Source organism: Sphingopyxis macrogoltabida (genome assembly GCF_001307295.1).
Lineage (GTDB): Bacteria > Pseudomonadota > Alphaproteobacteria > Sphingomonadales > Sphingomonadaceae > Sphingopyxis > Sphingopyxis macrogoltabida_B.
This window is the reverse complement of sequence record NZ_CP012700.1, coordinates 806,443-828,253: the sequence shown is the minus strand read 5'-3', so window position 1 is coordinate 828,253 and position 21,811 is coordinate 806,443. Positions and strand designations below refer to the sequence as shown.

The 21,811-nt window shown below is 65.8% G+C and carries 17 protein-coding genes; 11 read left to right on the top strand and 6 right to left on the bottom strand.

Annotation, left to right across the window (positions count from 1 at the left end):
• Position 1 precedes the first annotated feature (1 nt).
• From AN936_RS03855 to AN936_RS03845, 3 genes are all read right to left on the bottom strand, one after another.
• Positions 2 to 1,702: a DUF885 domain-containing protein gene (locus tag AN936_RS03855; protein ID WP_054586981.1), complete on the bottom strand. Its 1,701-nt coding sequence runs from the start codon at positions 1,700 to 1,702 to the stop codon at positions 2 to 4.
• Positions 1,703 to 1,719: 17 nt separating this feature from the next.
• On the bottom strand, positions 1,720 to 3,423 hold the full coding sequence (locus AN936_RS03850) for a gamma-glutamyltransferase (RefSeq protein ID WP_054586980.1): 1,704 nt from the start codon (positions 3,421 to 3,423) through the stop codon (positions 1,720 to 1,722).
• A 210-nt stretch (positions 3,424 to 3,633) separates the two neighbouring features.
• Complete coding sequence (locus tag AN936_RS03845; RefSeq protein ID WP_158500039.1) at positions 3,634 to 4,656, bottom strand: helix-turn-helix transcriptional regulator; 1,023 nt, start codon at positions 4,654 to 4,656, stop codon at positions 3,634 to 3,636.
• A 249-nt stretch (positions 4,657 to 4,905) separates the two neighbouring features.
• Here AN936_RS03845 and AN936_RS24995 point away from each other — a divergent pair, with 249 nt between their 5' ends.
• The 11 genes from AN936_RS24995 (at position 4,906) to AN936_RS03790 (ending at position 18,824) form a co-directional block, all read left to right on the top strand.
• On the top strand, positions 4,906 to 5,256 hold the full coding sequence (locus tag AN936_RS24995; RefSeq protein ID WP_054586978.1) for a hypothetical protein: 351 nt from the start codon (positions 4,906 to 4,908) through the stop codon (positions 5,254 to 5,256).
• Positions 5,253 to 6,944 carry a prolyl oligopeptidase family serine peptidase gene (locus AN936_RS03835; RefSeq protein WP_054586977.1) on the top strand — a complete coding sequence of 564 codons (1,692 nt, stop codon included), beginning with the start codon at positions 5,253 to 5,255 and terminating at the stop codon, positions 6,942 to 6,944. The genes AN936_RS24995 and AN936_RS03835 overlap by 4 nt, the downstream gene beginning before the upstream one ends.
• A 105-nt stretch (positions 6,945 to 7,049) precedes the next feature.
• Positions 7,050 to 9,050 carry an alpha/beta hydrolase family protein gene (locus AN936_RS03830; protein WP_054586976.1) on the top strand — a complete coding sequence of 667 codons (2,001 nt, stop codon included), beginning with the start codon at positions 7,050 to 7,052 and terminating at the stop codon, positions 9,048 to 9,050.
• 173 nt (positions 9,051 to 9,223) lie between these two features.
• Entirely contained in the window at positions 9,224 to 11,365 is a 2,142-nt protein-coding gene (locus AN936_RS03825; RefSeq protein WP_234715733.1) for a TonB-dependent receptor, read from the top strand.
• A gap of 124 nt (positions 11,366 to 11,489) precedes the next feature.
• On the top strand, positions 11,490 to 12,374 hold the full coding sequence (gene folD, locus AN936_RS03820) for a bifunctional methylenetetrahydrofolate dehydrogenase/methenyltetrahydrofolate cyclohydrolase FolD (RefSeq protein WP_054586974.1): 885 nt from the start codon (positions 11,490 to 11,492) through the stop codon (positions 12,372 to 12,374).
• Between the two features lie 73 nt (positions 12,375 to 12,447).
• The gene (locus AN936_RS03815; RefSeq protein WP_054586973.1) at positions 12,448 to 13,695 is read left to right on the top strand and encodes a sarcosine oxidase subunit beta family protein; all 1,248 of its coding nucleotides are present in this window, start codon (positions 12,448 to 12,450) and stop codon (positions 13,693 to 13,695) included.
• 12 nt (positions 13,696 to 13,707) lie between these two features.
• Positions 13,708 to 14,007 (top strand): sarcosine oxidase subunit delta, encoded by a 300-nt coding sequence (locus AN936_RS03810; RefSeq protein WP_054586972.1) that lies wholly within the window; start codon positions 13,708 to 13,710, stop codon positions 14,005 to 14,007.
• Positions 14,004 to 16,934, top strand: coding sequence for a sarcosine oxidase subunit alpha family protein (locus AN936_RS03805; RefSeq protein ID WP_054586971.1), 2,931 nt, complete (start codon positions 14,004 to 14,006; stop codon positions 16,932 to 16,934). Before AN936_RS03810 ends, AN936_RS03805 begins: the two co-directional genes overlap by 4 nt.
• Positions 16,927 to 17,490 (top strand): sarcosine oxidase subunit gamma, encoded by a 564-nt coding sequence (locus tag AN936_RS03800; protein ID WP_054586970.1) that lies wholly within the window; start codon positions 16,927 to 16,929, stop codon positions 17,488 to 17,490. Before AN936_RS03805 ends, AN936_RS03800 begins: the two co-directional genes overlap by 8 nt.
• Positions 17,491 to 17,512: 22 nt before the next feature.
• Positions 17,513 to 18,349, top strand: a complete 837-nt coding sequence (gene purU, locus AN936_RS03795; RefSeq protein WP_054590090.1) for a formyltetrahydrofolate deformylase — start codon at positions 17,513 to 17,515, stop codon at positions 18,347 to 18,349.
• 37 nt (positions 18,350 to 18,386) lie between these two features.
• A complete protein-coding gene (locus tag AN936_RS03790; protein WP_054586969.1) occupies positions 18,387 to 18,824 on the top strand; it encodes a DUF1801 domain-containing protein in 438 nt (145 codons plus the stop codon).
• Here the strand turns inward: AN936_RS03790 and AN936_RS03785 are convergent.
• Genes AN936_RS03785 through AN936_RS03775 form a run of 3 tightly spaced genes read right to left on the bottom strand, consistent with a single transcriptional unit; the run spans position 18,812 to position 21,708 of the window.
• The gene (locus tag AN936_RS03785; RefSeq protein ID WP_054590089.1) at positions 18,812 to 20,050 is read right to left on the bottom strand and encodes an SAM-dependent methyltransferase; all 1,239 of its coding nucleotides are present in this window, start codon (positions 20,048 to 20,050) and stop codon (positions 18,812 to 18,814) included. The genes AN936_RS03790 and AN936_RS03785 overlap by 13 nt on opposite strands.
• A gap of 42 nt (positions 20,051 to 20,092) precedes the next feature.
• A complete protein-coding gene (locus AN936_RS03780; RefSeq protein WP_084758156.1) occupies positions 20,093 to 20,872 on the bottom strand; it encodes a molybdopterin-dependent oxidoreductase in 780 nt (259 codons plus the stop codon).
• Positions 20,869 to 21,708, bottom strand: coding sequence for a cytochrome b/b6 domain-containing protein (locus AN936_RS03775; protein ID WP_054586968.1), 840 nt, complete (start codon positions 21,706 to 21,708; stop codon positions 20,869 to 20,871). The genes AN936_RS03780 and AN936_RS03775 overlap by 4 nt, the downstream gene beginning before the upstream one ends.
• Positions 21,709 to 21,811 lie beyond the last annotated feature (103 nt).

The following is a 21,811-nucleotide window of genomic DNA, read 5'->3' as shown; positions in this document are numbered from 1 at the left end:
GTCAAGCCGCCTCCGCGACTTGCTGCCGCGCGGTCCAATCGTCGATCAGCGCCTCGAGCACCGGCAGCGTTACCGGCCCCGCCGCCATCAGCGCATCGTGGAAATCGCGGATGCGGAAATCGTCGCCGAGCGCCACCTCGGCCCGTTCGCGCAGTTCGCGGAACTTGAGGTTGCCGATCTGATAGGCGAGCGCCTGTCCCGGCAGGCCGATATAGCGATCGACCTCGGCGGTCACCGTGTCGAGCGGCATCGCCATATTGGCCTGGAAATAGGCTATTCCCTGCTCGCGGCTCCACCCCTTGGCGTGGATGCCGGTATCGACGACGAGCCGGACTGCGCGCCAGATCTCCATCTCCAGCCGCCCGTAGCGCTTTTCGGGCGTGTCGTAGAAATCCATCTCTTCGCCGAGCCGCTCGCAATAGAGCGCCCAGCCTTCGAGACAGGCCGAGTAACGCAGCCCGCCAAAGCGGCGGAAGGCGGGAAGCTGGTCCATTTCCTGGATCAGCGCGAGGTGCATGAGATGCCCCGGCCAGGCTTCATGAAGAGCGAGCGGGATATGCATATAGCGCGGGCATTTGCCGGGGATCGAGGTGATCCAGTGGACCCCCGGCATGCTGCCATCGGCGGGGTTGGGCTGCGCATAGGCGGGCGGCATTTTCTCGGCGACCGCTTCGGGGATGCTCTGCACGCCATAGGTCATGCGCGGCAAACGGCCGAAGAATGCGGGGATGCGCGCGTCGATCCGCTTCGACAATATCTCGATCTGTTCGCGCAGCGCCTCGCCGCTTTCGGCGATCTGGCTGTTGTCGGTCTGCAGCCGGCGGCGGAACTCGCCAAGGTCGCCCTCGCAGCCCGCGTCGGCGGCCACCGCCAGCATCTCGCCGGTAATCCGCTCGACCTCCGCCAGACCGAGCGCATGGATATCATGGGGATCGCCCGGCAGCGTCGTATATTCGCGGATCAGATGGCCATAGAAGGGCTCGCCATCGACATCGTCGGTGCTGGCCAGTCCGTCGCGCGCTATGGGCAGCAGCACCGTCTCCATGAAATCGGCGTAGGCGAGGATGGCGGGATAGACCGCCTGCTCGACGACCGCCCTGCCCTCCTCGGCGAGCGCCGTCCATGCCGCCGACCGGCCGGCGGTGCGCGCCAGCGGCTGGAAGAAGGCATTGGCCGCGACGGGCATGGCGACCATGCCGCGTGCCTGTTCGACCGCGCGCTCGATCACCAGCCGCGGATAGCGCAGGCCCTGCTCCACGCCTTCGCCGAGCAGGGCGCGGATGTCGCCCAGCGCTGCCGGGACCGTCTGCAACCGCGCGATATAGATGTGCGCGTCGGCGACGGTCGCGAGCGCGGTGGCGTTCGCCCAGTAAGAAAGGGTGAAATCGGGACCGAGCGGATAGAGCGGCGGCCGGAGATAGGCGCGGCAGGCGACGGCCGAGACGAGCGCCGACAACTCATGTTCGAGGAGCAGCCAGCTCGCCCGGTCCTGCGGATCGAGCCCGTCTGTCGCGATCGTCCGCAGTTTCGCAAGCGCCGCTTCGGCCCATTCGGCGCGGCGCCGATGGTCCGCCGGCGCTTCGCGAAACAGGCTTCCGGCATCGGTCGCGACGCCCGCCATGATCGCCTCGATCGGAAATTCGGCGCAACGGAACGCCCAATAATCTTCGGCGAACTGCTTCAATAGCTGATGCTCGGCCATTTTTCCTCTCCCGTTCTTCAAGCCGCGATGCCGTCGGCAACCGCGCAGCGGCGGGGGTCGGCGACCGCCGTCAAGGTTTCGCTCGCTTCGTCATGCGCGATGACCGAGAAGCTGCCCATGTGATAATCATAGCCCGACAGCGCACCGACGCGGACGCCGAGCTTGTGCAGGTCTTCGACAACGCCGGGCGCAAGACGATCCTCGATCGCGACAAGCTGCGCTTCGCTCATCGGCAGCATCCGCGGTGCATCGACCGCGGCGTAGGGATCGAGCTTGAAGTCGAGCAGATAGGCGAGCACCTGCGGCAGCGTGCAGTGGATATTGCCCGGCGACCCCGCCGAGAAGACCGGCTTGCCGTCCTTCAGCACCAGCGTGTTGCCGATGATGCAGCGCGCCTTGGCGCCCTTGATCAGCACCGTATCCATCGGGCTCTGCAACGCACCGAAGGTCGCGTGGCTGCCGACCATCGGGATGCCGCCGACAACCTGCCCCGGAATGCCCGAACCTTGCAGCGTGTCCATGAACTGGCACCAATTGCCCTCGGCATCGACGACCGCGATCTCGCAGCTACCGCTCGGCTGCTTCTCCTCATGATTGACCAGCCGCGGCTTGCCCGACGGCCCGGCAAAGGCCGACATCATATCGCCCGCGCCCGTGCCGTCGCCCGCCAGCCGGATATGATCGGTCATGTCGACCTTCGGCCGCGACCCGCGGATCAGCTTGGCGAGATGCTTGTGATAATCGTCGTCAAGCACCTCGGCGCGCGGCACGCCATAGACCTGATCGTCGCGCGCATATTCCCAGTGGCGCTGGCCCTGGCGCAGCGCATGGCCCATCGCCCAGATATGCTCCGCCGAACCCGGCGCCATATTGCGGATGCCAAGATGCTTGAGCACGCCGAGCGCCACGCTGGAGAAGAAGCCCTGCGCCTGCGGCGGCCCGAGGAACAGCACCTCATATTCATTATAGGCAAAGCGCAGCGGCTCGACCCAGCGCGGCGGCGTCTCGGTCATATGGTCCAGCCTGACCTTCCAGCCGAGCGCGTTGCCCTTGGCGACGAACTTTTCCGCCCACGGGCCGGTGATCATATAGTCGGGCCCGTTGTCGCGCACGCCGCGCAGGGTGTCGGCCATCCCCGGCGGGGTGAAGATGTCGCCGACGTTGGGGAAATAGCCGTTCGGCTGATAGAAATCGCGGCCTTCGGGGAAATAGGTGATGAACTTCTCGCCGAAGATGTTGACGCCATATTCGAAGGTGGAAACCTCATGGCCTTTCTCGGCCCAATGCACCGCATCGGCGCAGAGATCGGCCCAGTCCTTTGTGGCAAATTTCCGGTGGATTTCCTTGAGGCCGGGCATGAAGCCGGGGATGATCGCCGATGGCGGCGAAGTCGCATAGCTGCCAAGGCCCGGCGGCACCGGCTTGAACGGCGGCAGACCCGACGGATGGCCGCCAAGGCTGTCGAGCTGGTGGACCTTGCCCGTCTTCGCTTCGTAATAGAGCATGGTGATCAGGCCCGCATGATTGGTCATGAAGGGTTCGGCAGCGGCCTGCACCATCGCGCCCGCGATCACCGCGTCGGCCGCGTTGCCGCCGCTGTTCAGCACCTTCATGATCGTTTCGGTGACGATCGCGCTATCGGTGGTGACGGCCGCCTTGAGACCGGTGACCGGCGTCTTCGGGCCGGGGTTGCGGATATAGTCCGAGGGGTTGCTGCTCAACGCTTGTCTCCTTGTCCCAAAGCGACGGCTTATTGCCGTTCGGCACCCATCGCCCGTTATCGCGGGCCAAAATCAAGACAGTGCTGAACTGACTGGGGGGTGCTTCGCATTAACATGCATTGCTGTCTTTTTTGATGCAAGCCCTTTTGTGCAAGGTCTCGTACGTCCCGCTTAAAAACGGGCCGCACTATCGCCGACGGGCAGGGACGATCAGACGAACGGCAGCGCGCCGCGGCGAAGTTCGCTGGGGCTGATGCCGAAGCGGCGCTGGACCGCGACCGAAAAGCTCGACGGATGGTTGAAACCGACGGCATAGGCGATCTGGGTGATCGACGTGTCGCGCTGGCCGAGCAACGCCAAGGCGTGCTGCATGCGCAGGTCGCCGACATATTCGAAGACGGTCTGCCCGACGATCTGCCGGAAGCTGGCACAGAGGCCGCTGCGGCTGAGGCCGACCTGCTGGGCGAGTTCCTCGAGCGACGGCGGGTCGACGAAATTCTCCATCAGCAGTTGCTGCGCCCGCAGCACGCCACGCCTGGTCAGCGCCGAGGCTTCGATGAAGGCAGCGCCCTCCTCCTCCCCCAATGCGTCGAACATATGGCAGAGAATCTCGATCGCCCGCGACTGGATGAACAGCCGGCGGCCATGTCCCTTCAGCGGGCACGCATGCAGCCGGTCGAGACCGCGGAGCAACGCCGCGTCGAGCGGCAGGCGGCGCGCGACGGTGCGCTGGAGGCTGCCCGCAAGAAAGGCCTGCACCACTGCGGGCAAATCCTGTTCGTTCCCCGCGTAGAGGCGCTTCAGCGCATCGCGATGAAGATAGATTTGCACCATATGATTGTGGCCCGCGAACACCGCTTCGGCGGGCGGAAGCCCCGGGGGCTCGATGATGATCGCGGCGCCGGGACCCTTGATGTCGAGCGTATCGCCACGCGATGCGATATATTCGCCATCGCCGGCGCTGGCGATCCGCACCCGCAGCATGCCGGGCGCCGATACCGACAGCGCGTAGGGTTCGGCAAAGGTGACCTCGCCGATGTGGACGAAAAACCCGTCGGCGAGCCCGCAAACTTCGGCGTAGCCCGAGCCAAAGGCTTTCGCGAACGTCATCCGATAGTGGCCGGGATGGCCAAGCGACTCGAACGATTCGACCTCGGGGGGCAGACGTTCGTCTTCGGCGAGCATATAATCGCCGGCCGCACCGCTCAGCGCCAGCGGCTGAAGTTCTTCCACCGGTACCGGAAAGCGCCGTGGCCGGCCCGCAGACATTGTTGCGGTTTCCGGGCCCACGACCGGCGACCGAACGCACAACAGCCAGCGACCCGGCGGGTCGCGCTGCGGCGGCTTGGCTCGATCGAGGCACGGCAGTCTCCCGGTCCAGTCACTTCGCGACGCTCGGCAAACAGTTTTGTACGTTATCGAAAGCAAACCGTCCAGTGGCGGCTAGGATCGCGGTCAAGACACGAAAGAGAGGATCAGATCATGCAAGCCATTCCCGTCCGGAAAACCGTCGGCGGCGTCGCGTTCGAGGACCGCTTCGCCCATTTGCAGGACGACACGCCCGAAGCGCTGGAATGGCAGTGGGCACGCGACCGCACCGCACAGGCAGCCGCCGAAGCCTCGCCCAATTATCGCCCCGTCTATGACCGGCTGCTGGCACTGGCCAGCGGCGGCGGCCTGTTCGCGCCGCGCAAGGTCGGGGGCATCTGGTTCGGTTACACGGGCGACGGCGGCGAGATCGCCTTGCGCGCCGGCGAAACCGCGCCCGGCGAAGGCCGGGTGATCGCCTCGACCGCCAGCCTTGCCGAAGCGGCGGCGGCGGCGCGGTCATGATGACCTGGTTCGAACCTTCGCCGCACGGCCGTTACGTCGCGCTGGCATGGGGACGCGATGGCGACATGAGCGGACAATGGACGGTGTTCGAAACTGCGACCGGCCGGCGCATCGTCGATGTGCCCGCGCTCGCCTATACCGGCGCCCGCCCCGGCTGGCTTCCCGACGAGAGCGGTTTCTGGATCGACGGACGCAGCGATGAGGGGCTGCATCGGCTGCGCTTCGTTCCCGTCGCCGATGGCGCAACCGAACGGCCCGACGTCGTGCTGCCGGAAACGCTTGTCGAGGCGAAGCATTCGGGGCTGACAGCGCATGTGTCGCCCGACGGCCGCCGCGCCATTCTGGTCACCGAAACGCACGAGCATATCGCGCTCGCCCTGCTCGATCTTGATACGCTCGCCGCGACGCCCTTCCTTCCCGGCGGCTGGGACGGCGAGTGCGACGGAAGCTGGATCAACGCCGAAACCTATGTCGCGCGCGTCAACGACGGCGCGCCGCAGGGCCGGGTCGTCGCCATTCGGGTATCGCATGCGACCGACCGCTCGACGTGGCGCGAGTTGGTTCCTGAGAGCGAGGGCTTCATCGGCTGGGCGGGCGTGATCGGCGGGCGGCTCTATGTCGGCGACCTACTCGACGTGTCGCTCCGCGTCCGCGTCTTCGATCTCGATGGCCGACTGGTCGAGACGCTGCCGCTCGAAAATCCGGGCTCCTCGCCGTCGCTGCTGCTCGAACGCTGCGTCCGCCCGAACGACATGCTCGTCTTCACCCATGCCACCTTCACCCGCTCGGCGGTCTTGCTGACGCACGATCCGGAAACGGGCGAACTGCGGCAACATGACGAGCCCGTACATCGGCTGGACGATGCCGTCGCCGAACGCCGTTTCGCAACCAGCCGCGACGGCACGCGCATCCCCTATTTCATCGTTCGCAAGCAGGCGCTGCCGCTCGACCGCCCGCAGCCGGCGCTCGTCCACGCCTATGGCGGTTTCAACGTGTCGATGCTGCCGAGCTTTCCGTCGCATTTCGTGCCCTTCATCGAGGCCGGCGGTATCTTCGTCCAGGCATCGCTGCGCGGGGGCGCCGAATACGGCAAGGGATGGCACGACGCCGGCCGCCTCCGCAACAAGCAGAACACCTTCGACGATCTGGCGGCAGTCGCGGAGGCGCTGATCGCCGACGGCGTCTCGAAACCCGAACTGATGGCCTTCATGGGCGCAAGCAACGGCGGCATGCTCGCCGGCATCGCGATCGTCCAGCAGCCGCACCTGTGGCGGGCGGTGGTTCCGTCGGTGCCGATCTTCGACATGATGGAAATGCTGCCGCTGACCGCGGCGACCGCCGGCGTCCGCGCCATCATGTACGAGGATTATGGCGACACCACCGTGCCCGATGTCGCCACGTCGGTCATCCGCTGGTCGCCCTATCACAACATCGCCGACGGCGTCGCTTACCCCGCAGTCTATCATATATTCGGCGAACAAGACGTCGGATGCATGCCCTTCCACGGCCGCAAGTTTACCGCGCGGCTCGACGAAGCCGACAGCGGCGGCCGGCCCATCCATTTGAGGGTCTGGCGCGACACGGGGCATGGGGCGGTCGATCCGGCGAAGGTGGCGGCGTGGAATGGCGAATGGCTGGCGTTCGTGATGGACCAGATCGGAATGAAAGCGGCCGAACCCGCGGCGTGACGGCGGTCGCCTTCGCGGCCTGAAACATCGATTCGACCATACACTATTGTATGTTCTGTCAATCTCGATATCATCGCATCCGAAAATTTCAGCCGAGGGAATCACATGCAGACCGACTTTCGCCGCCACCCGCTGTTCGAGAAGGCCGAGGCGCTGACCCGCGCCTGGCTGCGCCCCGGAACGGGCGAAGTGGCTGCGCTCGGACAGCTTGCGGCGAGCCCCGACGGCTGCCGGGCGGCCGCCGCCGCCCAGCTTTGCGAAGCGCTCGAAGGCGCTCCCTCGACACGGATCGCTATCGTCGACCTCGCGTCGGGCGATCTCGACATCGTCACCGACGGGCCGCGCTCCGACAGTGCGCCGGGCTGGTCGCCCGACGGTCGCTCGATCGCCTTTCTGTCGGACCGCGAGCAGGCCTATGCGAACCGTCTGCGCATCCTCGACGTCGAAACCGGCGCCGACCGCGCTACGGCGGCGGTCGACGGCTTCGTCGAATATCTGCAATGGTCCGCCGACGGCAAAGCGATCCTCCTCGGCGTGGCGGGCTATGGGTCGGACCTCGCAGGCGCGCAGGGCGCTTTCTCGGTCAGCCTCGAAAGCGAAGCCGGCGAACAGCCGGCATGGGCGCCGACGGTCGAGGGCGCACCCGAAGCGGCGCCATGGCGGAGCGTCTGGCTCTATGACCTTGCCAGCGACACCGCGCATCAGATCACTCCGGCCGGGGTCAATGTCTGGCAGGCCGTCTGGTGCGGCGCCGACCATATCGCCGCCATCTGTTCCGACCAGCCTGAAGAGACATGGTGGTACTCCGCCGAGGTGCGGCTGATCGAGGTCGCCAGCGGCAGCGTCCGCACGCTCTTCGCGCCTGCCGACCAGCTCGGATCGCTTGCCGCGGCGCCCGCCGGGGGCACGGTTGCGGTCGTCGAGGCGGTGTGCAGCGACCGCAACATCGTCGCTGGCGATCTGCGCCTGATCGACGTGGCGAGCGGCACGATCACCCGGCCGGCGACGCTAGATGCCGACGTCGTCCAGTTGAGCTGGCGCGGCGACGACACGCTGCTGTTCGTCGTTGCCGACGGCCCCGAAACCGCCATCGGCCTGCTCGACCGGCCGGCGGCGGCGAGCCGCGAAATCTGGCGCGGCAGCGAGCGCACGCCTTCGGGCACGATGTTCCCGGAAGTCGCGCCGCTGGGCACCGTGGCCGGTGATATCCTGTTCATGTGCGAAACCTTCTTCGAGGCGCCGACCTTGCTGGCCCTCGAAGGAGGAACCGAACGCGAAATCCGTCGCTTCGGGGCGCCCGAGGTCGACGCCGCGGTGGCCGGACTGGGGTCGGCCCGCGACTTCAGCTGGACCGCGCCCGACGGGCTGGAGGTTCATGGCTGGCTGCTCACCCCGCCGGGCCCCGGGCCGCATCCGCTGATCATGCAGGTCCATGGCGGCCCGGTCTGGTATACGCGGCCGATCTACATCGGCCGCTCGGCGCTGCCGCAAATGGCGCTGGCCGCAGGCTATGCGTTGTTCCAGCCCAACCCGCGCGGATCGAGCGGGCGCGGCCAGAGCTTTGCGCGGCAGGTGTTCGGCGACATGGGCGGCGCCGACACGTATGATTATCTTTCCGGGCTCGACGCGCTGGAGAAGGCGGGCATCGCCGACCCGGCCCGCATCGGTGTGACCGGCGGCAGCTATGGCGGCTTCATGACCTCGTGGCTGATCACACAGGACCAGCGCTTTGCCGCCGCCGTCCCGGTGGCGCCGGTGACCAACTGGGTCAGCGAGCATCTGACCTGCCACGTCCCGACCTTTTGCGAGATTTTCCTCAACGACCGGCTTAGCAATCCGACCGGCAAATATTTCTCGCGCAGCCCGATCCATTTCGCCGATCGCGTCAAGACGCCGACGCTGAACATTTGCGGCGCGCTCGACAAGATCACGCCGGCGGGACAGGCGCTCGAATTCCACCACGCGTTGCAGATCGCGGGGGTCGATAGCGTCCTCCTGACCTACCCGCAGGAGGGGCATGGCGTCCGCACCATGCCGGCATCGTTCGATTATACAGCGCGCCTGATGAGCTGGTTCGCACGGCACATGCCCGCAGATCGAAGTTGACTCATCGCGCGATTCGAAGACGTCGAAACGCGCCGATTAGGATCAAAAATGCCGCAGTTTTCATGGGTTATCGGCGACCCAATTTTGCGTTGACCTACAGTACACTACTGTATAGTCATTGAGTCGAGAGAGATAGGCTTGGACCAGTTCGGGAGGGTGGAATGAAACAGTGGATGGTGGCTCTTTTGGTCGGTACGGCGCTATGCCCGGCCGCCGCTTATGCCCAGTCGGATGCCGAGGCCGACCAGGCCCCGGGTGACATCATCGTCACCGCGCAGCGCTATGAGCAGCGGCTTCAGGACGTGCCGGTGTCGATCACCGCAATCGGCGCCGACGAACTCGCCTCGCGCGGCGCCGCGACGCTCGGCGACCTCCAATATTCGGTCCCCGGCCTGTCGCTCTACGAATATGGCCCCGGCAAGCAGGTGGCGCAGCTCCGCGGCATGGCGAACCTTCAGGGCGCATCGACGGTCGGCATCTATCTCGACGAAACGCCCCTCGCGCTCGACATCCAGGGGGATTCGATCTCGGTCCGCCTGCTCGACATGGAACGCGTCGAAGTGCTGCGCGGACCGCAGGCGACGCTCTATGGCGAAGGGTCGATGGGCGGCACGATCCGTTACATTCCCGCCGCACCGAAACTCGGTCAGGTGAGCGGCTCCGCCGAGGGCGAATATAGCAGCACCCGCTATGGCGGCGACGGTTACAAGGGCGTCGGCGTCATCAATCTGCCGCTCGGCGAAAAGGCCGCGGTACGCCTCGTCGGCGGCTATGAGCGCCTTGCCGGCTGGATCGACAATGTCACGACGGGCGACAAGAACGTCAACTCGCAGGATCTATACACCGTGCGCGGCAGCCTGCTGGTCGAACCGACCGACCGGCTCAGCCTGTCGCTGATGGGGCTGTATCAGAAGAGCGATCAGGCCAATCAGGATTTCGGCGTCAACCGCCAGACCATCGTCTCCACCCCGGCGTTCAACAAGGAACGCTATGCGCTGGTGCAGGGCAAGTTCGACTATGACCTCGGCGGCCCCATCCTTGCGGGTTCATTGAGCTATATCGACCGCACGAACCGCAGCGCGAGCGACCTGTCGCCCTTCTATGTGCCGGTGCTCACCGCGCCGCGCGAACTGGGCGGGCTCGGCCTGGCGCCCGGCTTCATCGACCAGGTCGTCCTTGCCGCCACCTATAACCAGCAGGTCTTCAACTCCGAACTGCGGCTTTCGTCGCAGGGCGAAGGACCCGTCGGCTGGTCGCTCGGCGTCAATTATCGCGAACTCAAGAACCGCGTGATTTCGAGCGCCGAAACCGAACCGAACGACATTCCGGCCGACGCCCTCTTCGGCGATGGCCGGCCATCGATCCTCTATCTCGATCAAAGGACCAAGATCCGCTATCTCGCGCTGTACGGCGAAGTGACCGGCGAGATCACGCCCGAGCTCAAGGTGACTGCGGGCGTCCGCTATTTCCGCGAACGGAAAAGCCAGGTTTCGGACAATACCAACTTCGGCATCGATGTTCTCGACATCAACGCGGGCACGTTCGAAACGGTCAATCCGCGCCTGAACCTCAGCTATGAATTCTCGCCCGATTCGATGATCTATGCGAGCGTCGCCAAGGGTTTCCGCGGCGGCGGTTTCAACCTGACGTCGGCGGGCGGCGGCATTTTCGAGGTTCCGCCGACCTTCAAGCCCGACGAAGTCTGGACCTATGAAGTCGGGACGAAGCATCAGCTCTTCGACGGCAAACTGCTCCTCGACGCCAGCGTCTACCGCACCGAATGGTCCGACGTGCAATCCTATGCCTTTGCGCCGGGCAGCGCGATCACCATCACCACCAATTCGGGCGACGTGGCCGGTTGGGGCGTCGACCTGTCGGCGATGTTCCGCCCGATGCGCTCGCTGACGCTCAGCGCCACCTATGGCTGGAACAACCTCGAGTACAAGAATGCGACGGCCGACAAGCTGCCGGGCGACCCGGTCGATGCCGCGGTTCCCGAATCCTGGTCGGCATCGCTCGATTTCCGCCCGGCGCTCGGCGGCGACGTCACCGGCATCTTCCGCGTCGACTATCAGCACGCCGCGGCGGGGCAGATCACGCTGCGCAACTTCGGCGGCCAAATCATCCCCCGCCCCGGCCGTGACCTCGTCAATGCGCGGATCGGCGCGGCGATCGGACCGGTCGAGGTCGCGCTGTTCGCCAACAATCTGTTCAACGAGGATGCACCGAACATCGTCGGTCCCTTTGGTGTCTTCCTCGAAAACCTCGAACAGCGGCCGCGGACGATCGGGGTCAATGCCCGCATGAATTTCTGACGCACCATCCGGCGGCCTTGTCGCGGGGGATGCAGCGGTTCCACCATCGGGCGGGGCCGCTGCAATGCCGTCCGGCAAGATCGCGCGGCGGGCAAGCTCCTCTCTCCATCCAAGGACCGGAACATTGGCAAAAATAATCGACGGACAAAAGCTGGCGCGGGCCTTGCGCGTCGACCTGCTGGAGCGGGCAGACGCGATCGCCGCGCGGCGCGGCACGCCGCCGGGGCTCGCGGTCATCCTCGTCGGCGACGACGCCGCGTCGGCAGTCTATGTGCGCAACAAGATCCGCGCCTGCGAAACCGCAGGCATCCACTCGACATGCCTCCGCTTCCCAGCCACCGTCAGCAACGACGAATTGCTCGCGACAATCACCGAACTCAATGAAGACGCCGCGATCGACGGCATCCTCGTCCAGTTGCCGCTACCGCCGCACATCCGGCTCGACCAGGTGCTGGAAGCGATTTCAGTCGAAAAGGACGTCGACGGTTTCCATCTCTACAACGTCGGCGGGCTGGTGACGGGCAACACCATCTTTTCGCCCTGCACCCCCTATGGGGTCGTCAAGCTGCTCGAGAGCGAGAATATCGCGATCGAAGGGCAGAATGTCGTCGTCGTCGGCGCGAGCAACATCGTCGGCAAGCCGATGGCGCTGATGCTGATGGCGCGCGATGCGACCGTCGCCATCTGTCACGCCAAGACGCGCGACCTTGCGCAGTTCACGATCCTTGCCGACATCCTCGTCGTCGCGGCCGGCGTGCCCGGGCTGATCATCCCGCAGATGGTCAAGACCGGCGCCGTCGTCATCGACGTCGGGATCAACCGGCTGCCCGACGGGCGCATCACCGGCGACGTCGATTTCGAGGGGGTTTCGGCCAAGGCGTCGTGCATCACCCCCGTTCCCGGCGGCGTCGGACCGATGACCGTGACCATGCTGCTGGAAAACACGATTGCATCGGCGGAGCGTGCGTTGGCTCGCAGTGCGAGACCTTTGGAAAATATGGATTCATAAGTGCGATTTTCCTCGCGATTGCAGTTGAAAAGTAAAATACACCTCTGTATAAAAACAGTCGGAGGAACCGAGATTGACCAGACATTATTCCGCCCTGTCCTTGCTCCGCGAAGGCCTGAACGGCCAGCGCGGCTGGCAGCCTGCCTGGCAAGACGCCGATCCGAAGCCGCGCTATGACGCCATCGTCATCGGCGGCGGCGGGCACGGCCTGGCGACCGCCTATTATCTCGCGAAGAATCACGGCATAACCAATGTTGCGCTGATCGAGCGCGGCTGGATCGGCGGCGGCAACACCGGCCGCAACACGACGATCATCCGCTCGAATTATTTCTTCCCGGAGACCGCGGCCTTCTTCGAATTCGCGCTGAAGCTCTACGAAGACCTGTCGCGCGAGCTCAATTACAACATCATGTTCTCGCAGCGCGGCATGTGGATGCTCGGTCACGATCGCCACGGCATGGAAATGCTGCGGCGCTCGGCGAATGCGATGCGGCTCAATGGCATCGACGCCGAGCTTCACGACGAAGCGGGCGTGCGCGCGGAGATTCCGGGGCTCAACGACTCCCCGCGTTTCCCGATCCTGGGCGGCCTCAACCAGCCGCGCGGTGGTTCGGCGCGCCACGATGCCGTTGCCTGGGGCTATGCGCGCGCCGCATCGGCGCTCGGCGTCGACATCATCCAGAATTGCGAAGTGCAGGGCTTCCTGATCGAGGACGGCCACGTCCGCGGGGTCGAAACCAGCCGCGGAACGATCCGCAGCGAATGCGTCGGCATGGCGGTTGCGGGCCATTCGACGGTGGTCGCCGAAAAGGCCGGCGTCCGCCTGCCGATCAGTTCCTATGCCCTCCAGGCGTTCGTTTCCGAACCGGTCAAGCCGTGCCTCGACACGGTGCTGCTGTCGCCGGCGACCGGCACCTATCTCAGCCAGTCGGACAAGGGCGAACTGGTCCTTGGCGCGGGCCTCGACCTTTATCTGTCCTATGCCCAGCGTGGCAATCTGCCGTGGATGGAGCGCGCCGCAGCGGGCGTGATCGAACTGTTTCCCGCTTTCTCGCGAATGCGTTTCCTGCGCCAGTGGGCCGGCATCTGCGACGTCGTCCATGATTCGACACCGATCATCGGCGCCACCGATCTCGGCGGCTTCTATGTCAATTGCGGCTGGGGAACGGGCGGTTTCAAGGCGATCCCGGCGGGCGGCTGGTGTCTCGCACACGTCATGGCGACCGGCACCTCGCACCCGCTCGCGAGCGCGTTCAGCCTCGACCGTTTCAGGACCGGCGCACTCATCGACGAGGCCTCGGCCTCGGGCATCGCGCACTAAGGGGGATCGACCATGCTTCTCATCACCTGCCCCCATTGCGGCCCGCGCGCCGAGATCGAATTTCGCTGCGGCGGCGAAGGGCATATCACGCGCCCGGGGCCGCACGACGCGGTCAGCGACGCCGAATGGGCCGACTATCTTTTCTATCGCACCAATCCGAAGGGCGAACATCGCGAGCGCTGGCTGCATTCGGCCGGCTGCGGCCAGTGGTTCAATGTGGCGCGCGACACGATGACGCACCAGATTTCGGCGGTCTATCCGATGGGTGAGACCTTGCCCGAGGCGTCGCCTGCGAAGGAGGCGGTGGCATGAGCGGCTGGCGCTCCCAAGGCGGCGGCGCGGTCGATCGCGGCCAGCCGGTTTCCTTCCGCTGGGCGGGCAAATCCTATCAGGGCTATGCCGGCGATACGCTGGCGTCGGCGCTCATCGCCAACGGCGTCTCGATCATCGGCCGCAGCTTCAAATACCACCGCCCGCGCGGGCTGATCGCGGCGGGGCTCGAGGAACCGAACGGCATCGTTCAGCTCGAAGAAGGCGCGGTCACCGTGCCCAACGTCAAGGCGACGCAGATCGAGCTTTACGAGGGCCTGTCGGCTGCGCCGGTCAACGCGAAGCCCAGCGTCGAGTTCGACCTGATGGCGGTCAATTCGCTGTTCAAGCGCTTCATCCCGGCCGCCTTCTATTACAAGACCTTCTTCTGGCCGGGCTGGCATCTGTTCGAGCCATCGATCCGCAAGGCGGCCGGGCTCGGCGTCGCCCCCACCGAGCGCGACCCCGACACTTATGAGCATCGCTTCGCGCATGTCGACACGCTGATCGTCGGCTCGGGCGCAGCAGGGCTGGCGGCGGCCGAAGCCGCGGCAGCCCTGCCCGGCAACGAGCGCGTCATGCTCGTCGAGGCCGATTTCGAATTCGGCGGCGGGCTCTTGTCCTCGACCGAAACGATCGACGGCCTCGCCCCGCTGGCGTGGCGCGACGCTGCCCTCGCCCGCCTGCGCGCGGCCCCGAACATGCTGATGCTCGATCGCACGATGGCGTTCGGCTATTACGACCATGGCCTGGTCGCGCTCTACGAGCGGATAAGCGATCATCTGCCCCCCGCGCAGCGCTCGGGCCCGCGCCAGCGGCTGTGGAAGGTGCGGTGCAAGAGGGTCATCCTCGCCACCGGCGCGTTCGAGCGGCCGATCGCCTTTTCGGGCAACGATCTTCCCGGGGTGATGCTCGCTTCGGCGGCGCAGACCTATGCCCGGCGTTACGGCGCGCTGGTCGGGCATCGCGCGGTGCTCTGCACGAACAATGACGGCGCTTACGATGCAGCCTTCGCGCTTCACGACATGGGCTGCACAATCGCAGCAATCGTCGACTCGCGCACCGCGCCCGGCACCGCCGCCGACGAGGCGCGCCGCCGCGGGATCGAGATCGTGCCGGGCTGGGCTCCCGTCGCCGCCAAGGGCCGCCGCGCGGTGCGGGGTATCGAGGTCGCGGCGCTGGACGGCGGCGCGCGCCGCCGCATCGCCTGCGACACGATCCTGACCTCCGACGGCTGGAATCCTGCCGTGCATCTCCATTCGCAGGCCGGCGGATCGCTCGCCTATAACGAAGGACTGCAAGCCTTTCTTCCGAAAGGCAGCGCGCAGGATTCAATCAGCGTCGGCGCCGCCGTCGGCATAATCGACACCGACACCGCCGTCGCCGCAGCGCGCGCCGCGGTTCGCGGCGAGACGGTCGAGGCACCGGTGCAGGCGGCGGTCGGCCCGACCCGCCGCTTCGCCGATGGCGACATCAAGGCGCAGACGGCGTGGCTCGATTTCCAGAACGACGTGACGGTGGCCGACGTCCAGCTCGCGAGCCGTGAGAATTTCCGCTCGGTCGAGCATCTGAAGCGCTACACGACGCTCGGCATGGCGTCGGATCAGGGCAAGACGTCGAATGTCGCGGGCATCCATGTCCTGTCGAGCCTGCTCGACAAGCCCGCGCCGGCTATCGGTACGACCAAATTCCGCCCCCCGTTCGACCCGGTAACGATCGGCGCTTTCGCAGGCCGCGCAACCCGCGAAAATCTCGCGCCGGCCACGCACACCCCGTCGCACACGGCGCAACTCGCCCTAGGCGCGAAGATGGAAAATTACGGTTCCTGGCTGCGTCCCGCCTGTTTCCCGCAGGCCGGCGAAAGCGAGCATCAGACGATCGCGCGTGAAGTGAAGGCGGTGCGCCAGTCGGCGGGGCTGTTCGATGCATCGACGCTCGGCAAGATCGAGGTGAAGGGTCCCGACGCCGCCGAATTCCTGCAGCGCATCTATGTCGGCGGCGTCCGTACGCTCAAGGTCGGGCAGTGCCGCTATGGCCTGATGCTGAGCGAACATGGCATCGTCTATGACGACGGGGTGTTCGCGCGAATCGGCGAGGATCATTATCTGGTCGGCACGACCAGCGGCCACGCCGCCGCGATCACCGAAACGCTGAACGAATGGTTGCAATGCGAATGGCCTGATCTCCGCGTCCTCGTCGAGAATGTGACGACAGCCTGGGCGGTGATGAATGTTGCGGGGCCGCGGGCGCGAGCGATCTTTGCCGCCGTCGGCACCGACATCGACCTGTCGCCCGAAGCCTTCGCGCATATGCAATATCGCGCCGGTAGCGTCGGCGGCGTCCCCGCCCGCGTCCAGCGCGTGAGTTTCAGCGGCGAGCTGTCCTATGAGATCGCGGTGCCGTGGGGCTATGGCGCCGCGCTGTGGGACGCTTTGATGCGCGCCGGACGCCCGCATCGCATCACGCCCTTCGGCGTCGAATCGCTGATGGCGATGCGGATCGAAAAAGGCTTCCTGCACGTCGGGTCGGATACCGACGGCACGACCTATCCGCAGGACCTCGGCTTCGGGCCGGCGATCGCGAAGAAGAAGGATGATTTCGTCGGCCGCCGTTCGACGATGCGTCCCGATGGCCTGCGCGACGACCGCCGCCAGCTCGTCGGGCTGGAAGTGACCGACGGCGGCGGCGCGCTGGAGACCGGCGCGCACGTCCTGCCCGCCGATGCGACCGAAGCGCGCGGAACCCAGGGTTGGGTGACGTCGAGCATCCACTCGCCCACCCTCGAACGCCCCATCGCGATGGCGCTGGTCGAGCGCGGCCGCGACCGGATGGGCGAAGCGGTGCGCGTCTGGGACCTTGGCCAATGGCGTGCGGCGCGGATCGCCGACCCGCGCTTTTACGACCCCGCAGGAGAGCGCACCCATGGCTGAGCCCGATACCATCGTCATGCTGCGCCGCGCGGCACCCGATACGGCCGACATCGACCGGCCCGGCCTGTCTTTCCGCCGCGAACCGGAACTCGGCATCGCCAAGCTCCACCTGTGGGGCAGCAAGGCCGATGCCCGCTTTCGCGAGTTCGTTGGCATCGCGGCGCCGCGCGTCGGCACGGCTATTGAACATCAGGGGCTGAGCTTCGCCTGGCTGGCGCCCGCCGAATGGCTGGTCACCGGCCCCGAGGCCGCGGTCGCGGCATGGGTTGCGGGCACCATGGCGGCTGGCGCCGACGACCTGCTGGCGATCGATTACAGCCACGCCCGCGCCGCCTTCACCGTCGCGGGTACCAACGTCCGCGCGGCGCTCGCGGCGCATTGCCCGCTCGACCTGTGGCCCGACGCCTTTCCGGTCGGCGCGGTCGCGCGGTCGCTGTTTGGCGACACCGGGCTGTTCATCGCCCGCCTCGCCGATGCGGAGGGCGCCCCCCGTTTCCGGATCATCGTCGATCAGACGATGGCCGCCTATGCCGCGCGCCTCTTCGCGCGCGCCTAATCCCGATCAGGAGCCTGACCCCGTGACCCATAATTTCGTCCTGCGCTTCCGCTCGCCCGATCGTCCGGGAATCATGGCGGCGGTGACCCCGCTCGTCGCCGCGCAAGGCTGCGATATTCGTGCCGCCGAAGTCTATGGCGATCCCGAAACCGGCCATTTCTTCTGCCGGATGGAACTGACCAGCCCGGTCGATCACGCAACGCTATCCGCCAAGATCGCGGGCGCGAAAGACTATATGCTCGATTGGGATCTCAAGGACCTCGCCCACAAGCAGCGCGTGCTGATCGCGGTCTCCAAATTCGGCCACTGCCTCGTCGACCTGATCCACAAACAGGAAATCGGCCAGCTTCCGATCGAGATCGTCGGCGTCGTCTCCAACCACGATGCGATGCGCAAGACAGTCGAGTGGCATGGCCTGCCCTATCATCACCTGCCGATGAGCGACGGCAAGGACGCGCAGGAGGCGCGCTTCCTGTCGATCATCGAGGAAAGCGGCGCCGAGCTGACCGTGCTCGCACGTTATATGCAGATACTGTCGGACGAATTTTCGGCGCGGCTCGACGGCCGCTGCATCAACATCCATCACAGCTTCCTGCCGAGCTTCAAGGGCGCCAAGCCCTATCATCAGGCGCACACCCGCGGGGTGAAGATCATCGGCGCAACGGCGCATTTCGTGACCGCCGACCTCGACGAAGGCCCAATCATCGAACAGGATGTCCGCCGCGTCAGCCACGCCGTCGTCGCCGACGAGATGGTCGCGATCGGGCGCGAGATCGAAGCCTCGGTGCTCAGCCGCGCCGTCCGTTGGCACGCCGAGCACCGCATCTTCCAGAACGGCAACAAGACGGTCGTGCTCTGACCGCCTTTCGGCTACTCTGCCGGCAGGGAGACCGCCGATGGGCAAGACCGAGATAAAGACCAAGGCCACCGAAATCAGCGTCGCCGACTTCATCTCCGCCGTTCCCGACGCGCGGCGGCGCGAGGAAGCGGCAGTGATCGACGCGATGCACCGCCGCGTCACCGGCCTCGCGCCCAAGATGTGGGGGCCGTCGATCATCGGCTATGGCAGCTATGACTATGTCTATGACAGCGGCCATTCGGGCAAGATGTGCCGCGCCGGATTCAGCCCGCGCAAGGCGGCGATGACGCTCTATCTGATGGGGCACTATTGCGACCGTCAGCCCGAGGCCGACGCGCTGCTGGCAGAGCTCGGCAAATATAAAAACGGCAAGTCGTGCCTCTATGTGAACAAGCTTGCCGACGTCGATCTGGACGTGCTCGAAAAGCTCGTCGTGCTGAGCTGGGACGTGATGAACGAGCGCTACCCGGCGTAGCGCGCTTCCGCCTCGCCGATATAATCGCGCGTCAGCGGCAAGGCATGACGGCTGCGCGCGAACTGGATCTGGTAATTACCCATCCCGCCGCTCTCGAACGCCGCGGTCGCGCCGGCGAGATAGAAGGTCCACATCCGGAAAAAGCGCTCGCCCATCATTTGGACGATCTCGGCCTCGTGCGCCAGCGTCCGCGCGTACCATTGGCGCAGGGTCAGCGCATAATGCAGCCGCAGCGTCTCGACATCGGTGACGATCAGCCGGCTCTTCTCGCTCGCCGCCAGCGTCTCGCTGAGCGCCGGAATATAGCCGCCGGGGAAAATATATTTGCGCGTGAAGGCGTCCGTCGCGCCTGGCTTGCCGAAACGGCCGATGGTGTGGAGCAACATTACCCCGTCGGCGGTCATCAGATTGGCAGCGGCGCGAAAGAAGGTGTCGAAATTGGCCGCGCCGACATGCTCGAACATGCCGACCGACACGATCCGGTCGAACCGCCCCGGCTCGCGCGCGGCGAGATCGCGATAGTCGATCAGCTCGAACGTCACCCGGTCAGCGACCCCCGCCGCCGCCGCACGCTGGCGGGCGAGCGCGAGTTGCTCCTCCGACAGGGTAATCCCGAGTACCTCGACCTTTTCGAGCTTCGCCAGCGTGATCGCCATCCCGCCCCAGCCGCAACCAATATCGAGGATCCGCTGCCCCGGCGCGAGCGCCAGCTTCGCCGCGATATGCGCCTTCTTGGCCTCCTGCGCTTCCTCGAGCGTCATATTGGGGCGCGACCAATAAGCGCAGCTATACTGCATGTCCGCGTCGAGAAAGAGGCGATAGAGATCGTTGCCGATGTCGTAATGATGTTTGACGTTGGCGCGCGACTGGCGCTGGCGGTTGATCGATCCGAGCCGCGTCTTGAGCCAGTCGGCGCGCCGGCCGAGCCATGTCTTGTCCTTGAGCTTCGCGCCGCGATCCCACGGCGTGTTCATGCGGATCAGCGCGACGAGCTGCATAATGTCGCCTTCGACGATCTGCAGGTCGCCGTCCATGAAGGCTTCGGCGGCACCGAGCCGCGGATCGAGGATGATCCGGCGCATACCGCGGCGGTTTGCAAAACGGATCGTGACTTCGGGAAAGCCCGTCGCGGGTTCGCCGAATATTTCCTGCGTTCCGTCGGGAGCGACGACGGTTAACCGGCCCTGGCGAATAACGCGGGAGAGGAACGGGCTCAGAATCGACATAGAATCAACGATCAAAGGGCTATAAACGAGAAGCAGCCGTCTTCAAATCCCGGCATACCATTCATAATCGATGCGGTCTTCCCAATAGCCGCCCTTGCCCGCGCCGATCGCATCGAGACTGGCGACCGCCTCGATCGCATTCACATATTTGGCATGCTTGTAACCAAGCTGTCGTTCGATGCGCAGGCGCAGCGGCGCGCCATTGGCGATCGGCAGCACCGCATCGTTGAGCGCCCACGCCATGATCGTCTGCGGGTGCAGCGCGTCGACAAGGTCGCAGCTCTCATAATAGAGCGCGTCGCCGATCCGGTCGGCGCAGCGAAAGACGATGTAGCGCGCGTTGTCGCGGAGCCCGGCGGCGGCAAGGATGCGGCTGAGCTGCGGCCCCGTCCACTGGCCGATCGCGCTCCAGCCCTCGACACAATCTTGGCGGGTGATCTGGGTGCGCTGCGGCATCGCGCGGATCTCGGCCATCGACAGCGACAGCGGATGCGCAACAAGTCCCGTGACCTGTATTCGCCAGTCCGCAAAGCCGGTAGCGGCATGCGCGGCATAATCTCCCCCGGACGGAAGTTTCGTGCCGTTCGAGCGGAAGACCGGCGACAGGTCGGCGCGGGTGAACTCGCGCGCCAGCGCATCGCGATCGGTCAGCGCGCGCTGGCTATGCTGGTGCATCACCTCGCCCATCGACAATATCTTGCGCACCGCGGGCGCCTCGTTGATCGCGTCGCAACCGGAGAGTAGCGGCAGCGCGCCCGCCGCCGCGACCAGCCCGCCGGCGCGCGCGATCAGGCGCCGCCGCGGCAAGATGAGGCCGCTCATGGCGCCGCGTTCCGTTCGGGTGGCAGGCGAAACCAGCCGGTGATCATCGAGCGGACCTCGTTCACCGGCCCGGCGAGCAGCACCATGACGATATGGACAAGGAAGAAGAGGACGAGCGCCGATGCGGCGATGAAGTGGACCGAGCGCGCTGACTGCCGCCCGCCGAACAGGTCGAGCAGCCACGGCGCGGTGGCATTGAACCCGGGCGACATGGTGAGCCCGGTCAGGATCATCAGCGGCAGCAGGATGAATATGACCCCGATATAGCTGAATTTCTGGAGGATATTATAACGCGCCGCCGCCTCGCCCCGCGGAAAGCGCAGCCGGGCGTGATCCTTGATGTCCCGCCAGATATGCCGCAGCGACCATTCGCCGCGCCGGATGTGCAAATCCTTCGCCAGATGGCCGCCGAACAGGGCCCACAGCATGTAGAGCGTCAGTGCGACCGACAGCACCCACGCGAAAAACAGGTGCCAGCGGCGCCCGTCCGCAAGGCTGTAGCTGGTCGGGATCGTCGCCCAGCCGGGAAAGGCCCACGTCTGTTCGACACCCCTGGCGTCGGTCCAGCGCCCGAGCACGCCGGTCGTCTCGATCCGCGCCCTGCCGATCCGCACGAAGCCGGTTTGCGGGGTCGATCCGATCGCGAACCAGGCATGGTCGGCGTTCGCGCCATATTGGCCCCAATAGAGGCGCGGATGCGCGTTGAAGATCATCAGCCCGCTCATCAGCAGGATGAGCAGGGTCACCGCATTGACCCAGTGCCAGATACGCGTCGGCATCCGGTGGCGATAGACGCGCTTCGTCGGCGGAGAAGCCAGAGCAGCGATCTCGTCCATGACCCTCCATCCTGCTCACATACCGTCATCCCGGCGAAGGCCGGGATCTCAACGGCGCGTCAAAATGCCAGGTCGAGATCCCGGCCTTCGCCGGGATGACGGT

Coding starts and splice junctions, on each gene's coding strand:
- AN936_RS03855 (WP_054586981.1), bottom strand. CDS start 1,702: ATGGCCGAGCATCAGCTATTGAAGCAGTTCGCCGAAGATTATTGGGCG.
- AN936_RS24995 (WP_054586978.1), top strand. CDS start 4,906: ATGCAAGCCATTCCCGTCCGGAAAACCGTCGGCGGCGTCGCGTTCGAG.
- AN936_RS03835 (WP_054586977.1), top strand. CDS start 5,253: ATGATGACCTGGTTCGAACCTTCGCCGCACGGCCGTTACGTCGCGCTG.
- AN936_RS03830 (WP_054586976.1), top strand. CDS start 7,050: ATGCAGACCGACTTTCGCCGCCACCCGCTGTTCGAGAAGGCCGAGGCG.
- AN936_RS03825 (WP_234715733.1), top strand. CDS start 9,224: ATGGTGGCTCTTTTGGTCGGTACGGCGCTATGCCCGGCCGCCGCTTAT.
- AN936_RS03810 (WP_054586972.1), top strand. CDS start 13,708: ATGCTTCTCATCACCTGCCCCCATTGCGGCCCGCGCGCCGAGATCGAA.
- AN936_RS03805 (WP_054586971.1), top strand. CDS start 14,004: ATGAGCGGCTGGCGCTCCCAAGGCGGCGGCGCGGTCGATCGCGGCCAG.
- AN936_RS03800 (WP_054586970.1), top strand. CDS start 16,927: ATGGCTGAGCCCGATACCATCGTCATGCTGCGCCGCGCGGCACCCGAT.
- AN936_RS03790 (WP_054586969.1), top strand. CDS start 18,387: ATGGGCAAGACCGAGATAAAGACCAAGGCCACCGAAATCAGCGTCGCC.
- AN936_RS03785 (WP_054590089.1), bottom strand. CDS start 20,050: ATGTCGATTCTGAGCCCGTTCCTCTCCCGCGTTATTCGCCAGGGCCGG.
- AN936_RS03780 (WP_084758156.1), bottom strand. CDS start 20,872: ATGAGCGGCCTCATCTTGCCGCGGCGGCGCCTGATCGCGCGCGCCGGC.
- AN936_RS03775 (WP_054586968.1), bottom strand. CDS start 21,708: ATGGACGAGATCGCTGCTCTGGCTTCTCCGCCGACGAAGCGCGTCTAT.